Origin of the sequence: Mucilaginibacter pineti, from assembly GCF_900101875.1 — a bacterium.
In the GTDB taxonomy this organism is placed as follows: Bacteria; Bacteroidota; Bacteroidia; order Sphingobacteriales; family Sphingobacteriaceae; genus Mucilaginibacter; species Mucilaginibacter pineti.
This window is the reverse complement of record NZ_FNAI01000002.1, coordinates 767,564-781,446: the sequence shown is the minus strand read 5'-3', so window position 1 is coordinate 781,446 and position 13,883 is coordinate 767,564. Positions and strand designations below refer to the sequence as shown.

Sequence of the window (13,883 nt, the reverse complement as noted above, 5' to 3'; positions counted from 1 at the left end):
CTTAATTAATTAATACAACCAAACTAACTGGCTTCGGCCAGTTTTTCTGTTTCAAGGAGTTTTATCAGGGCCTTTTCTGCTATGTTAAGTTCAGCCGCTTTTACATCGCTGTCCTCATCCAGCTTGCTGATGTATTTGAATATCGTACCCTCCTCATAACTTTTTATTACCGAGGGATGCACGTAGTACTTTTTACAAACCGTACGGGTATTACCCAGGTTAACGGCAACCTCATCTAAAACGCTTACTATCTTTTTGCGGCATTCTGTAACGCTGTTAAATTCTCCAGCTTCCTTAAAAGCATACAGTGCGCTCACACTGCCGCTCCAAGTACGGAAGTCTTTAGCAGTAAAGTCTTCACCAGTAATTTCTTTCAGGTAATTATTGATATCGCCCGAGCCAATACTGCAGCGTTCGCCAGCCTCATTATAGTATTGAAAAAGTTCTTTCCCGGGGATATCGCGGCATTGTTTCACCAGTTTGGCCAGCCGCCTGCTTTGCAGCGCCACTTTATGAAATACGCCCTTTTTGCCTTTAAATTCAAACTTAATATTTGAGCCTTCTATTTTAATATGTCTGTTTTGCAACGTGGTTAAACCGAAGGAACCGTAAAGTTTCTTGTACGATTCGTTGCCTACCCTAATACTCGTAAGCTCCATTAGCCTCACCACAAGGGCAACAACTTTTTCATGGTCGAGATTATGGCGGGTGAGGTCTTTATCGACTTGCGCACGTATAGCGGGCAAGTATGCCGCAAATGTTTGCAGGCGATGATATTTTGATTGGTTGCGGATTTGGTTCCAGTGTGCATGGTAACGGTATTGCTTACGCCCGGCAACATCGGTACCGGTAAATTGCAGGTGCCCGTTATCATAGGGCGAGATCCATACATTGGTATAAGCGGGTGGAATCACCAGGCCATTGAACCTGCTTATCAATTCCTTATCCTTTACCAGCACACCATCGGCATCATAATAACTCCATCCCTTACCCGATTTTTTGCGCGTATACCCCGACGATGAATCAGACACATAACGCAAACCAACAGCTTTAGCAGTGATCTTAGGGTCACGGCCAATTTTTTCGAGTTTTTTCAGGAGGCGATTCATGGCATAATAACAAGGGCTGGTTAATTAAGTTTTAATTGTAAAAGGCAATAAAACTTAACAAACATTGTAACCATACTTTTACCCAAACCTGACTTTAACGAGTTGACAGCCGCCGCTACTTATCCCTAACTTCACCTAAACAACATCAAACTTATGAAATACAATTTTTTAGGAAATACCGGCTTGCTGGTTTCCGAAATTTGCTTTGGCACCATGACCTTTGGCGGCAAGGGTTACTGGGAGGCCATAGGACAAATAAAACAGGATGGCGTTAATGAACTGATGAAAACGGTGGTTGACTCGGGTATTAACTTTATTGATACCGCCAATGTATACTCTTTTGGTGAATCGGAAACGTTGCTGGGCCAATCAATTATTGACCTGGGCCTTAACCGCGAGGAACTGATCATTGCCACCAAGGTACGCGGCCGCATGGCGGATGGGCCAAATAATACAGGCTTGTCCCGCTATCATATTTTCAATTCGGTAGATGATAGTTTAAAGCGTTTGCAGTTAGATCATATAGATGTGCTATATGTTCACGGTGTTGATCTTAAAACCCCGGTAGAAGAGATCATGCGCTCGTTAAATGATATTGTATTGAGCGGCAAGGTGCGTTACCTTGCCTGCTGTAACTGGCCTGCGTGGATGGTAATGAAAGCCGCAGGCATTGCCGAAAAAAATGGCTGGAATAAATTTGTTGGTCTGCAATATTTTTACTCTTTAGCAGGCAGGGATATTGAGCGCGAACTGTTACCAGTTGCCGAAGACCAAAACCTGGCCGTTATGCCCTGGAGCCCGCTGGCAGGTGGTTTTATTTCGGGCAAGTATACCCGTGATAATCAAAAGTCGGAAGGATCACGCAGGGATACGTTTGATTTTCCACCGATAAATAAGGATAAAGCCTACGATATAGTTGATGTAATAAGCGAAATTGGCAAGCAGAAAAATGTATCGGCTGCGCAGATAGCACTGGCTTGGGTGAGGCTGCAAAAGGGGATTACCAGCACGATCATAGGCGCTAAAAACATCGATCAACTTAATGACAACCTAAAATCTATCGACGTGGAACTAAGCACCGATGACCTCCAAAAAATAGATGAAGTAAGCGACCTCCCCAAAGAATATCCCGGCTGGATGGTTGAACGCCAATCTGCTGATAGGGTGCCTAAGTAGGATTACACCTTTGTCATCCTGAGGTACGAAGGATTTGTTATACGCACCGCAAAGTTCAAGAATAAATCCTTCGCTACGCTCAGGATGACATTGTTATATTTAACACTATAGCTCTTATATTTAACACTATAGCTCTTTCAACACCTCAACCACATACTCCACCTGCTCGGGATGCACATCTAAATGCAGCACAAAACGGATGCGGTGTTTGCCGGTGTCAAGGGCTTTAATACCTTTTTCGGCCAGCTTTGCAAGTACGGCGTTTGCAGGCTCAACAGTATCAAAAAGCACAATATTAGTTTCTGTAGGAAGTACATTGCTTACCCATGGTAGTTTACCCAATTCTTCGCCGAGGATGCGGGCATGGGCATGGTCTATCTTTAAGCGGCCTACATGATGGTCAAGCGCGTAAATCCCCGCCGCCGCCAGGAAACCGGCCTGCCGCATACCACCACCCAGCACTTTACGAATACGGCGTGCATATTTAATAGTTTCTTTATCCGCCAATAAAACCGAACCAACAGGTGCACCCAATCCCTTTGATAAACAAACCGAAATACCATCGAAATAAGTGCCATAGTCAATAGCCTTATCACCGGTGTGGGCAAGAGCATTAAATATCCGAGCACCGTCAAGGTGCAGCTTCAGCCCTTTGTCCTGGCATAGTTGGGCAATAGGCTTAATGTCGTTTAGGGTGTAGCAGCTACCGCCGCCTTTGTTTACAGTATTTTCCAGCACAACCAAACTGGTATGCGGGTAGTGGATATTTTCGGCATTTATCTCCGGCTCAATCATTTCGGCAGTAATGATGCCCCGGTAACCGTTCAGCAACCGTGTTGATACGCCCGAATTGAAGGCTATGCCCCCGCCCTCGTAACGATAAACGTGTGCGGTTTGGTCGGCAATAAGTTCATCAAGCGGCTGGGTAAAACATTTAATGGCAATTTGATTGGTCATGGTGCCGGACGGACAAAACAGACCTGCTTCCATACCAAAAATCGCGGCTGTTTTTTGTTCAAGCTGATTAATGGTTTCATCCTCGCCAAACACATCATCGCCAACTTTGGCGCTCCACATGGCCTCCAGCATGGCGGGTGTTGGTTTGGTTACGGTATCGCTGCGTAAATCAACAGTTGTCATATTAAATTTATAAAAATTACGTTCTTTGTATTTTAATCACTTATGCGCTCAATTTTAATCATTTTATTTTTTATGCTGAGTTTTGTATCAGCAAAATCGCAAAAATGGCAACCGGGTAATTTTACCGATGTAAAAGGTAACCGCACAACCGGTTTTATAAATGTTTATCCGGGCGGCAAAGGCCCTATTAAAGATGAAGGTTTTATTGAATTTAAAGAGGACGAAAAAGCAAATCCGTATAAATTAAGCGCCAGCGACATCACCTCATTTGTGGCCGGTAAAGACAGCTTTGTAGTAGCCCACCCACCCCGTAACGAAACATGGACCAAAGAAGAAACCGACTTTGTTAACGTGGTTTTGGATGCGCCTTTAAAGCTTTATATGGCTAAAGGCGGTAAGGGCGGCGGCGGTAAGGGTGTGCGCTTTTCACCCGGGGTATCTGCCGGTTATGGCAGCGGCGGCTACGGCGGCGGACTTGGCGGCGGCTTAGGTATTTCATTAGGCGGCGGGAATGGCGGCGGTGGCGGCAGCTCAAAAACAACGTTTTACTACGGCGAAAACGCCGTAGACCTGAAGCGTATTACCGATGAGAATTTTGAAGATATTATGGTGGAGATAATGGGCGATGAACCCGATGTAGTGGATAAAATAAAAGAGCACAAATATAATTTACGCAGTATAGGTAAGCTGATAGATTATTTTAATGCTGTACAACACGCTCATAATCAACCGGCAAAGCAGTAATAGCTCACTTTACTACTCCTCAACTGCTAAACCCAAAGTTTAATAAAACAATCCTATCTTAGGCGCACAAATCCTACATTCAAAGGAAAACGGCGGCTATGGCAGTAAAAACCACTATTATTACAGGTGCTACATCAGGCATCGGACAGGAAACCGCTTTAGCATTAGCCAAACAAGGGCACGCGCTTTATTTATTGGTGCGCAATACCATTAAAGGCGACCGGCTTAAAGAGCACATCATTACCACAACCGGCAATAAGGAAATTTTTATTGTAAAATGCGACCTTACCAACCTGCAAAGCGTGCGTGATGCCGCTGCCGAACTTAACTCAAAGCTTTTTTCTATAACGGTACTTATCAATAACGCCGGGGGAATCTTCGCCGAAAGGCAAACTACGCAAAACGGTTTGGAAATGACGTTTACCACAAATCACCTCGGTCATTTTTTGCTTACGGAAAGCCTTATGCCACTCCTGCTTAAAGGGCAGGCGCGCATCATCAACGTAAGCTCCGAAGCGCACCGGATGGGCAAACCTAAATTTGATGACTTGCAATTTGAACAAGGCTACAGTCCGTTTAAGGCTTACGGCATGAATAAATTATTCAACATTTATTTTGCCCAGTCGCTTGCTCAAAAATATGGTGATAAAGGGATACTGGCCTTTTCATTACACCCCGGCTTGGTTGCTACCAGCTTTAGCACGGGTTTAAAAGGCATCGAAAAAATAATAATGTGGCTGGCCCAACCATTCATGATAACCGCCGAGCAAGGTGCCGAAACCTCCATATTCCTGGCCACCGCAGCACGACTTGAAAAGCATAATGGGAGTTATTTTAAAAAGAAAAAGGTAGCCAAAACATCATCAACAGCCCAAAACGCCGATTGCCGTGACAGGCTTTGGGCTATAAGTGAAAAGTTAATGGCGAGATAAAAGGTTACCCTTTGTCATTCTGAGCGTAGCGAAGAATCTATTCGTGGACTTACATTACGTATAATAGATTCTTCACTATCGTTCAGAATGACAGGCTTTAAACAAGAAAGGCTGCCCATAAAGGCAACCTTTCTTGTTTAAAGCCCTCTCCTTTGGAGAGGGTTGGGTTAGGCTTATTGCCCCTGCGCCAAAGTATATCCTATTTTTCCGTCGAAGTTCATCAGGAACTCAACAGAGCAAACTTTTACACGTTCGGAAAAATCGGCTGCAATGTGCAGGAGTTCTTTTTGGCTGATGTCCCTGCCTGCTTTCTTTTCAAAACGTACACGGTATTCGTTCACCAGTTCGGTGTAAATGGAGCCGGTAGGCCAAACCTGCGTACCACGGTTAGAGATCATTACCAGGTCGAAATTATCGGTCAGACTATTTTTTGCGATAGCAGCCAACTCATTCGGCTGTACGTTTGATTCCACAAAAATATCCACACCAATCATTTCTTCCTTGATGTTTTTGGTAACGGTAAGCTTGTTTTTTGAAGGCTGAATACGAATGGCCTGCGCCTCAAAATCGGGGTTTGCGTATACGCTTCCACCAACGGGAACCCTGCCCAAATTGGCAATAATAGCATCAGTAAAGGCATTTGTATTTGATGATGGAATAGCTTTATCACCGAAATCACCGGTGTGTACGCCTTGCTCTAAGGTATACAGCAACGCGTTCTCAATATCAGCTGCATTTTTAGAGAAACCGAGGAAACGCAGCATGGAGATACCCGAAAGCAATAATGCTGTAGGATTGGCAATACCTTTGCCCGCAATATCCGGGGCGGTACCGTGTACAGCCTCAAAAATGGAAATATTATCGCCAATATTGGCCGATGGTGCAAAGCCAAGTCCGCCTACTAAGCCTGCGCACAGGTCAGATACGATATCGCCCTGCAGATTGGTTAACACAATAGCCTCAAAAGTTTGCGGACGGGTTACCAGCTTCATACACAGGTCATCAACAATAATATCCGATGCTTCAATATCCGGGTATTCTTTGGCTACTTCCTGAAAAACCTCTAAAAACAAACCATCGGTAAGCTTCATGATGTTGGCTTTATGACCGCAGGCCAGTTTTTTCAAACCTTTCCTACGAGCCATTTCAAACGCATAACGAATTACCTGTTCAGATCCCGGGCGGGTGATAATACGCCTGCCGACCGCTACATCATAAGTAAGCAAATGCTCGATGCCGCCGTAGGTATCTTCAATGTTTTCGCGGATAATAGTAAGGTTAATAGGGATGCCTGCCTTTGAAAAAACAGTTTCAACACCATTCAAGGTACGAAAATCGCGCTGGTTGGCGTACGTGTTCCACACCTTGCGGGCGGTAACGTTTATACTTTTAACACCCTTGCCTTTTGGGGTTTCCATAGGGCCTTTAAACAGAAGGCCTAATGTTTCGATGGTTTCTTTAGCCTGCGCTGTCATGCCGGTAGAGTGGCCCGCATCAAAATACGATTTACCCATTTCTACAAATTCATATTCAAGCTGTACATCATTAGCTTCAAAAATACGGAGTACCGCCGCCATTATTTCTGGGCCGATACCATCGCCATTGGCAACTGCTATTTTGGTTTTCATGTAGTGTATTATTATGTAAAAAACGGCGCAAAGGTAAAGTTTTTATAGCGCACCAATTGCTGAAGAGCATTTATGGCTGCAATTGTGACACTAATATTAAAGCTTTACGCTATTTGATTTATTTATTTGCATTATTAACCAACATACGGTAAACATGTTCACATTTACATTAAAAATCACACAATGAAATCGCTCGCCAAACAGCTTTTTAAAACATTCCTGTTCTCGCTTATACTATCTATAGCTGCAAACAGTGTCTATTATGCAGTTACTCAAAAAGGACTGGATTACAATACCGCGCTGCCTAAAATTTTTGAGGGGATAGCATTTTTAAACATCATCATATTTGTAATGACACTGCCTGTATTGTTTCTGGCAAACCCATTGTATTGGAATAACCTGGTGATCAGGGTTCCGCTGTATTTTGCCGGGTCGATAGCGTTCATGGTAACGTCTTTTAATATGCCACTGCAACCTGTAGAAAAAGTTGTTTACCTGCTTACTGGGGCAATATTTATCATCGTACACTCGGTGTTTTATTATTTGCTGGTAAAAAAGCGCTCATAGTTGGTCATTGTGCAAGCAGTTCATGGCTTTTTCAAAGATTTCAGGTAAACTTGCAACATCAACATGAAAGCATTTTACGGAGATTTGAAATTGGGTATCCTTGGCGGCGGTCAGTTAGGTCGCATGCTGATACAACAAGCTATAAATTACAATGTTACGGTTAAAGTTCTTGACCCGGATCGTGAGGCACCATGCCGCAAACTCTGCGATGAGTTTACTGTAGGCTCACTGGGCGATTATGAAACTGTTTACAACTTCGGTAAAAATGTAGACCTCCTTACCATCGAAATTGAGAAGGTAAACGTTGATGCCCTTGAACAACTTGAAAAAGAAGGCGTGCTGGTTTACCCCCAATCGCGCATTATAAGGCTCATACAGGATAAGGGTTTGCAAAAGCAATTCTTTAAAGAAAACGATATCCCAACTGCCGATTTTCAGATCATTTCATCGCCGCAGCAACTACAACAAAGTTATATCCCCTTCCCCTACATACAAAAACTACGCAGGGATGGTTACGATGGCAAAGGCGTTTACAAGGTTATTGATGAAAGCTATCTGAAAGGTGCCTTTAAAGAGCCCAGCCTCATTGAACAATGGATAGATTTTGAAAAGGAATTGGGCGTTATTGTTGCCCGCAACGAAAACGGCGAAGTTACTACCTTCCCGATGGTAGAAATGGAATTTAATCCGCAGGCTAATTTGGTGGAGTTTTTGATCTCGCCATCTACCCTCCCATTTGAAATACACGAACAAGCCGAGCAAATAGCCAAAAAGATAGCCGAAAGCCTTAAAATTGTAGGCATACTGGCTGTAGAAATGTTTTTGGACAAACACGGAAAGATATTGGTTAACGAGCTTGCCCCGCGCCCGCACAATAGCGGCCACCAAACTATTGAGGGTAATGTGGTATCGCAGTTTGAGCAGCATTTAAGGGCCATATTTAATCAACCTTTGGGCGATACCGCCTGTCTTAACAATGCCATTATGGTAAACGTTTTAGGCGAAGCAGGTTACGAAGGCCCGGCTATTTATAAAGGCATAGAGAAAGTGCTGAAAGTACCCGGTGTTTACGTTCATCTGTATGGCAAGGCTTTAACAAAACCGTTCCGCAAAATGGGACACGTAACTATTGTGGATGCCGACAGAGAAAAAGCAATAGAAAAGGCAAGGTTTGTGCAAAAAACGCTGAAGGTAGTGAGTTAGGGAAGTTCATGGTTCATAGATGATGGTTTTATGCCTGAAATAAAGATTTATAAATCCTGGTGGAAAGCCATAAGATTATTACTATTATCTTCGCCATTTGTAGTGCTCAGCATAATTGATCTTCTGAAAAAAAATCATGTAATGTCTGTTTGGTTTAGTTGGTTTTCCATATGCTTTTTTGGATTGGCAATGTTGATGGGCGTATTTAATTTATTGGATAGAAGAGCCGAAATGATATTAAATGAACAAGGGATATTTAATAGGCAAACCTATGGCATCTTTAATGACAAGAAAAACAAAGGCTTTGTGACATGGGAGTCAATAAAAGATGCTTTTTTGATCGCTTACCAAAACAGAAGCCCCCAAGGTATACCAACCTCTAAACAGAAATTTATTTGTTTAAATCTTGACAGAGAAGCTATTAATAACTTGGGGGACAGATCAAATAAACTAAGTAAAAAATTAGGACTCGGAGATTACAATATCCCCTTGGCGAACCTTAAAAACTTTGACGAGCAAAAGTTTATTGAGTTAGTAAAAACCATGTCTATTTGTGATTTTTCGCAAAAACAACAATTGTTAAACGAATTTAAAAAACAACTATGAACCCCAATAACCAACCAAAAGTAGCCATCATCATGGGCAGTAAATCTGATTTGCATGTTATGCAGGATGCAGCCGATGTTTTAAAAGAATTAGGTGTTGATTTTGAGATCACGGTAGTTTCTGCGCATCGCACACCCGACAGGATGTTCAGCTATGCCCGTGCCGCTGCCGATCGTGGCATAAAGGTTATTATTGCCGGCGCCGGCGGCGCCGCGCATTTACCAGGCATGGTGGCTTCATTAACACACTTGCCAGTTATTGGCGTACCCGTAAAATCAAGTAACTCTATTGATGGCTGGGATTCTATCCTATCGATATTACAAATGCCAAACGGTATACCGGTTGCCACAGTGGCATTAAACGCCGCTAAAAATGCAGGGATACTTGCGGCGCAAATCCTATCTACCGCCGATGAGTACCTGGTTCAAAACCTTATCGACTTTAAAGAAAGATTGAAAGTAGCTGTTGAATCATCAGCTGCTGAAATGGAATCGTAAGTTCCGGTTTGCAGTTGATTGTGGCCAGTTGGCAGTAAGATTATCAAGTGCAGGTTTTTCACTGCAAACTGCCCACCACAAACTGCAAACTCAATTCAAAGCCGGGTTCTCGGGGAAATTGGCAATATGCGCGTAGCGCTGGCCGAGGCTGATGACCACCTCTTTCCAGAGGTTTTGTTCGTCGTTGGTAAAAAGGGTTTCGGCTTTAAAATTATCGGCCACTATCCAGCTGTCGGCAATTATTTCATCGTCGAGCTGTTTGGGTGTCCAGCCAGAGTATCCGGCAAAAAACTTTATTTCGGTATCATCCAGTTGGTAATTGCTCACCAATTGTTTTACCTGCTCAAAATCGCCGCCCCAAAATACGCCATTGGCTATTTCGATGCCGCCTTCAATTTTTTCGGGACAACGGTGTATAAAATGCAAAGTGTTTTTGGCAACCGGTCCGCCTTCATAAACGGGCATTTCAGAGTAGGAAACATCCGGCAGTACATCGCCCAGTAGGTATTCGCCCTGATGGTTTAAAATAAACCCCATAGCCCCATCGGCAGAATATTCTGTAAGGATGATAACCGATCTTTTAAAGTTCGGATCCATCATAAAGGGTTCTGAAATTAACAAATGCCCCGCGGCAGCCGATATAGGACTAAGCATATAGGTTTATTTTAATTAGCACAACAAGCATAGCAAATATATGTTCATTTATGAAAATGATTTGTATCATTATATACGGTATAATTAATTAGTAAGTTTGCATGAAATGAATCAGCAGGAATTACAAAATTTAAGGCAGGATTATTCTGCCGCCACCCTATTAGAAAATACCACCAAAGCCGACCCTATAAGCCAGTTTGAACAATGGTTTAACGAAGCTTTAGCCGCAAAATTGCACGAGCCAAACGCCATGACGCTGGCCACCGCATCGCCAAGTGGTAAGCCATCGGCACGTATTGTGTTGCTTAAAGGCTTTAACCAGGGCGGGTTTATATTTTACACCAACTATTTAAGCCGCAAGGGCAAAGAGATAACCAAAAACCCACAAGGGGCCATTACTTTTTTTTGGGGCGAACTGGAACGCCAGGTACGCATTGAAGGCACCATTGAAAAGCTGAGCAAGCACGATTCTGAAAGATATTTTCATTCGCGCCCTAAAGGCAGTCAGATTGGCGCCGTGGTATCGCCGCAGAGCCAGGAAATTGAAGGACGCGACGAGCTGGAAAAAAAATGGAACGAACTGGAAGCTGAATACGAAGGTAAGGATGTACCAAAACCATCATTCTGGGGCGGTTATATTTTAAATCCGCAACTTGTGGAGTTTTGGCAGGGAAGACCAAGCCGCCTGCATGATCGCATCCTGTTTAAAAAAACCGATAAAAAAACCTGGAAAAAAGTACGTTTAGCCCCATGATGTTTAACGATATCAAATTATTACTTACCGAAAAATTTGGTGAGGCCGTAATTACCGGCGAAGAAACCGGCGGGCTGCAACCCGCCCTACTTATCAACCCGGATGATATTGCGGCTGTATGCCTGGAACTAAGGAACAATCCAAAAACATATTTCGATTTTCTTTCGAGCCTGAGTGGTGTGCATTATAATGATGAGGATAACAGGTATGGCGTGGTTTATCACCTGGCCTCTATCCCCTACAAAACCCAGCTTACGCTTAAAGTAAGCAAACCTCATGACCGCGAAAGCGCCGACCTGCCCGAGTTTAAAAGTATCACCAGCGTTTATCGCACTGCCGACTGGCACGAACGCGAAACTTACGATCTGCTGGGTATTTATTTTGAAGGCCATCCCGATTTGCGCCGCATCCTGCTGCCCGATGACTGGGAAGGGTTTCCATTAAGAAAAGATTACCAGGCTGCCGAATATTATAAAGGCATTAAGATAGATTAGGTTTTTGGTGCTTTTTGGCTATACTCCGGCACAACTTCCATCCTATTTTTCTCGTAAAAAACCATGCAACAGGCCCGATAATAAACAATCGGCATTCAGCAATTAACAGCTAAATAATTAAATCTTTTTATTAAGATTGTATGAACCTAATTTGCTCGTCATGGACATTATAAGAAGAGATAACATTACCTACGAAGAATTTATAGAAGAGCATTATAAACCGGGAATACCGCTGGTTTTTACCAATGCAGCTAAAGTTTGGAAGGCAAATGGCTTGTTCAGTCCGGATTGGTTCAGGGAAAATTATCCCGAGAGGGAAACCGATGTTCGGGGGCAAACTATTACCATGAAGCAGGCGATGGACATGGTAGAGGCAAGCACCGAGGAAAAGCCGGCTGTTTATCCCATTATATTTGACATTCCGGCCACCATTCCAGAACTGATGCCCCTTTTAGATCCACTGGATCTGAACTATGCATCTCCAAACTGGCTTAAAAATAAAATGTTCAGCGTTGGCAAATGGGGCGGTGCCACCGAGTTGTTTATTGGTGGCCCGGGCGGCAAGTTCCCGTATATGCATATCGACTATTATCACCTTAACGCCTGGATAACCCAGCTTTATGGCCAAAAACGGTTCACCGTTTTCCCACGCGGACAGGACGACCTGCTTTATCCCCGTCTGGATGATCCGTGGCGCTCAGAACTTAATGTTTTTGAACCCGATTACGAAAAGCACCCCAAATTTAAAGATGCTACCCCCATAAACTTTGTAGTTGGCCCCGGCGAAACCTTGTTTATTCCTTTTGGTACCTGGCATACGGCTTATTCGCTTACACCTACAATTTCGGTTGCGTTTGATACCCTTAACGGTAAAAACCACAAGGAATTTATGAAGGATGTATGGACATTTAAAAAGCGCGACAGCAAGTTAAAGGCGGTTGCCATGTATGGCTACGCCTGGCTGGCCACGCAACTCAGTAAAATGAACGATACCTCGGGCGTTAAATAAGGCTGCGCGCTCCTTTAATTTTACAGAAAATTAGTCTGATAAGTGAAAAAAAAAGCTGATTTTTGGTATTCGCTTTCATGAAGATGGAAGCGATATTAAATTAAACTGAAAGCGAAATTGGTGATCACTAATCCTAAATACGAAGAAGCCCTACTTAATTACAATAAAAAAATTGCTGATGCCAGTGTTGAAGATATGGTGCTCAATATGGGCCCCCAGCATCCGTCAACCCACGGCGTTTTACGTTTGGAATTAATTACCGATGGCGAGATAGTAAAAGAAGTTATCCCCCATATTGGTTACCTGCACCGCTGTTTTGAAAAACATGCAGAATCGCTGACCTATCAGCAAACTATTCCCTTTACCGACAGGATGGACTACCTGGCCTCCATGAACAACAGCCACGCCTTTGTAATGGGTGTTGAACGCATGATGGGCATTGATAAGGACATCCCCAAACGTGTTGAATACATCAGGGTGCTGGTTTGTGAGCTTAACCGCATAGCCTCGCATCTGATAGCCATTGGTACTTATGGTATTGATATTGGCGCCTTTACCCCTTTCCTGTGGTGTTTTAGAGATCGTGAGCATATAATGGGTATGCTGGAGTGGGCTTCGGGCTCGCGTATGCTGTACAACTATATATGGGTTGGCGGTTTGTTTTATGACCTGCCCGTAGGCTTTGAAGAACGCTGCCGCGATTTTGTGGAGTACTTTAAACTCAAAATGGTGGAGCTTAATCAACTCCTTACCGACAACCAGGTATTTATATCGCGTACGGCCAATGTAGGCGTACTGCCGCTTGATGTGGCCATAAATTACGGTGTATCGGGCCCTATGTTGCGGGCATCGGGTCTTAAGTGGGACCTCCGCCGGATAGATAACTACTCGGCATACCCCGAGCTTGATTTTGAAATTCCGGTGGGTACCGGCCTCATGGGTGCTGTTGGCGATTGCTGGGACCGCTACAAGGTTAGGGTTGATGAAATAGAACAATCCATCCGCATGGTTGAACAATGCCTTGACCGCCTGCAAAAAGAGCTTAAACGCACCGCCGATTTCGATCCGCGGGCTAAAATGCCCCGTAAAACTATTCCCAAAGCTCAGGATTACTATGTACGCTGCGAAGGCGCCAAAGGCGAGTTGGGCTTTTATTTTGTTGCCGATGGTAAATCTGAAATTCCCGTACGTGTAAAATCACGCGGACCGAGTTTCAATAACCTTTCTGTATTACCCGAGATTTCCAAAGGGGTACTGATAGCCGATTTAATTGCTATCGTAGGTTCTATTGACTTTGTTTTAGGAGAGGTGGATAGGTAATATTCCTATTGTCACCCTGAGTTTTAAAAACCGGCGGTCTCTGAAGGGGG

Annotated in this window: 15 protein-coding genes; 11 read left to right on the top strand and 4 right to left on the bottom strand. The window is 43.8% G+C overall.

The window, feature by feature from the left end:
- Nucleotides 1-23: 23 nt before the first annotated feature.
- A complete protein-coding gene (locus BLS59_RS07570; RefSeq protein WP_091147066.1) occupies nucleotides 24-1,109 on the bottom strand; it encodes a DNA topoisomerase IB in 1,086 nt (361 codons plus the stop codon).
- A gap of 153 nt (nucleotides 1,110-1,262) precedes the next feature.
- Here BLS59_RS07570 and BLS59_RS07565 point away from each other — a divergent pair, with 153 nt between their 5' ends.
- Nucleotides 1,263-2,285 (top strand): aldo/keto reductase, encoded by a 1,023-nt coding sequence (locus tag BLS59_RS07565; protein WP_091147063.1) that lies wholly within the window; start codon nucleotides 1,263-1,265, stop codon nucleotides 2,283-2,285.
- Between the two features lie 126 nt (nucleotides 2,286-2,411).
- On the opposite strand, the gene BLS59_RS07560 is transcribed toward BLS59_RS07565, so the two are convergent.
- Complete coding sequence (locus tag BLS59_RS07560) at nucleotides 2,412-3,425, bottom strand: threonine aldolase family protein (protein ID WP_091147059.1); 1,014 nt, start codon at nucleotides 3,423-3,425, stop codon at nucleotides 2,412-2,414.
- 72 nt (nucleotides 3,426-3,497) lie between these two features.
- On the opposite strand from BLS59_RS07560, the gene BLS59_RS31170 reads away from it, so the two are divergent.
- Entirely contained in the window at nucleotides 3,498-4,169 is a 672-nt protein-coding gene (locus tag BLS59_RS31170) for a hypothetical protein (protein WP_143014065.1), read from the top strand.
- 98 nt (nucleotides 4,170-4,267) lie between these two features.
- Nucleotides 4,268-5,101, top strand: a complete 834-nt coding sequence (locus BLS59_RS07550; RefSeq protein ID WP_091147055.1) for an SDR family oxidoreductase — start codon at nucleotides 4,268-4,270, stop codon at nucleotides 5,099-5,101.
- A gap of 173 nt (nucleotides 5,102-5,274) precedes the next feature.
- On the opposite strand, the gene BLS59_RS07545 is transcribed toward BLS59_RS07550, so the two are convergent.
- Nucleotides 5,275-6,729 (bottom strand): NADP-dependent isocitrate dehydrogenase, encoded by a 1,455-nt coding sequence (locus BLS59_RS07545; RefSeq protein WP_091147051.1) that lies wholly within the window; start codon nucleotides 6,727-6,729, stop codon nucleotides 5,275-5,277.
- A gap of 183 nt (nucleotides 6,730-6,912) precedes the next feature.
- Here BLS59_RS07545 and BLS59_RS07540 point away from each other — a divergent pair, with 183 nt between their 5' ends.
- From BLS59_RS07540 to purE, 4 genes are all read left to right on the top strand, one after another.
- Nucleotides 6,913-7,296: a hypothetical protein gene (locus BLS59_RS07540; RefSeq protein ID WP_091147047.1), complete on the top strand. Its 384-nt coding sequence runs from the start codon at nucleotides 6,913-6,915 to the stop codon at nucleotides 7,294-7,296.
- A gap of 63 nt (nucleotides 7,297-7,359) precedes the next feature.
- Nucleotides 7,360-8,499 carry a 5-(carboxyamino)imidazole ribonucleotide synthase gene (locus BLS59_RS07535; RefSeq protein WP_091147044.1) on the top strand — a complete coding sequence of 380 codons (1,140 nt, stop codon included), beginning with the start codon at nucleotides 7,360-7,362 and terminating at the stop codon, nucleotides 8,497-8,499.
- Between the two features lie 30 nt (nucleotides 8,500-8,529).
- Nucleotides 8,530-9,105: an STM3941 family protein gene (locus BLS59_RS07530; protein WP_091147041.1), complete on the top strand. Its 576-nt coding sequence runs from the start codon at nucleotides 8,530-8,532 to the stop codon at nucleotides 9,103-9,105.
- Nucleotides 9,102-9,602 carry a 5-(carboxyamino)imidazole ribonucleotide mutase gene (purE, locus tag BLS59_RS07525; protein ID WP_091147038.1) on the top strand — a complete coding sequence of 167 codons (501 nt, stop codon included), beginning with the start codon at nucleotides 9,102-9,104 and terminating at the stop codon, nucleotides 9,600-9,602. Before BLS59_RS07530 ends, purE begins: the two co-directional genes overlap by 4 nt.
- Before the next feature lie 90 nt (nucleotides 9,603-9,692).
- Here the strand turns inward: purE and BLS59_RS07520 are convergent, their stop codons facing one another.
- Nucleotides 9,693-10,256, bottom strand: coding sequence for a YqgE/AlgH family protein (locus tag BLS59_RS07520; protein WP_091147034.1), 564 nt, complete (start codon nucleotides 10,254-10,256; stop codon nucleotides 9,693-9,695).
- Nucleotides 10,257-10,362: 106 nt separating this feature from the next.
- Here BLS59_RS07520 and pdxH point away from each other — a divergent pair, with 106 nt between their 5' ends.
- From pdxH to BLS59_RS07500, 4 genes are all read left to right on the top strand, one after another.
- The gene (gene pdxH / locus BLS59_RS07515) at nucleotides 10,363-11,010 is read left to right on the top strand and encodes a pyridoxamine 5'-phosphate oxidase (protein WP_091147031.1); all 648 of its coding nucleotides are present in this window, start codon (nucleotides 10,363-10,365) and stop codon (nucleotides 11,008-11,010) included.
- Nucleotides 11,007-11,504 (top strand): NADH-quinone oxidoreductase subunit C, encoded by a 498-nt coding sequence (locus tag BLS59_RS07510; protein ID WP_091147027.1) that lies wholly within the window; start codon nucleotides 11,007-11,009, stop codon nucleotides 11,502-11,504. Before pdxH ends, BLS59_RS07510 begins: the two co-directional genes overlap by 4 nt.
- Before the next feature lie 160 nt (nucleotides 11,505-11,664).
- Nucleotides 11,665-12,513, top strand: coding sequence for a cupin-like domain-containing protein (locus BLS59_RS07505; RefSeq protein WP_091147024.1), 849 nt, complete (start codon nucleotides 11,665-11,667; stop codon nucleotides 12,511-12,513).
- A gap of 123 nt (nucleotides 12,514-12,636) precedes the next feature.
- Nucleotides 12,637-13,833 carry an NADH-quinone oxidoreductase subunit D gene (locus tag BLS59_RS07500; RefSeq protein ID WP_091147505.1) on the top strand — a complete coding sequence of 399 codons (1,197 nt, stop codon included), beginning with the start codon at nucleotides 12,637-12,639 and terminating at the stop codon, nucleotides 13,831-13,833.
- Nucleotides 13,834-13,883: the final 50 nt, after the last annotated feature.

What these genes read in the sequence shown, in the direction of transcription:
- BLS59_RS07570 (WP_091147066.1), bottom strand. Translation starts at nt 1,109, where the DNA reads ATGAATCGCCTCCTGAAAAAACTCGAAAAAATTGGCCGTGACCCTAAG.
- BLS59_RS07565 (WP_091147063.1), top strand. Translation starts at nt 1,263, where the DNA reads ATGAAATACAATTTTTTAGGAAATACCGGCTTGCTGGTTTCCGAAATT.
- BLS59_RS07560 (WP_091147059.1), bottom strand. Translation starts at nt 3,425, where the DNA reads ATGACAACTGTTGATTTACGCAGCGATACCGTAACCAAACCAACACCC.
- BLS59_RS31170 (WP_143014065.1), top strand. Translation starts at nt 3,498, where the DNA reads ATGCTGAGTTTTGTATCAGCAAAATCGCAAAAATGGCAACCGGGTAAT.
- BLS59_RS07550 (WP_091147055.1), top strand. Translation starts at nt 4,268, where the DNA reads ATGGCAGTAAAAACCACTATTATTACAGGTGCTACATCAGGCATCGGA.
- BLS59_RS07545 (WP_091147051.1), bottom strand. Translation starts at nt 6,729, where the DNA reads ATGAAAACCAAAATAGCAGTTGCCAATGGCGATGGTATCGGCCCAGAA.
- BLS59_RS07540 (WP_091147047.1), top strand. Translation starts at nt 6,913, where the DNA reads ATGAAATCGCTCGCCAAACAGCTTTTTAAAACATTCCTGTTCTCGCTT.
- BLS59_RS07535 (WP_091147044.1), top strand. Translation starts at nt 7,360, where the DNA reads ATGAAAGCATTTTACGGAGATTTGAAATTGGGTATCCTTGGCGGCGGT.
- BLS59_RS07530 (WP_091147041.1), top strand. Translation starts at nt 8,530, where the DNA reads ATGCCTGAAATAAAGATTTATAAATCCTGGTGGAAAGCCATAAGATTA.
- purE (WP_091147038.1), top strand. Translation starts at nt 9,102, where the DNA reads ATGAACCCCAATAACCAACCAAAAGTAGCCATCATCATGGGCAGTAAA.
- BLS59_RS07520 (WP_091147034.1), bottom strand. Translation starts at nt 10,256, where the DNA reads ATGCTTAGTCCTATATCGGCTGCCGCGGGGCATTTGTTAATTTCAGAA.
- pdxH (WP_091147031.1), top strand. Translation starts at nt 10,363, where the DNA reads ATGAATCAGCAGGAATTACAAAATTTAAGGCAGGATTATTCTGCCGCC.
- BLS59_RS07510 (WP_091147027.1), top strand. Translation starts at nt 11,007, where the DNA reads ATGATGTTTAACGATATCAAATTATTACTTACCGAAAAATTTGGTGAG.
- BLS59_RS07505 (WP_091147024.1), top strand. Translation starts at nt 11,665, where the DNA reads ATGGACATTATAAGAAGAGATAACATTACCTACGAAGAATTTATAGAA.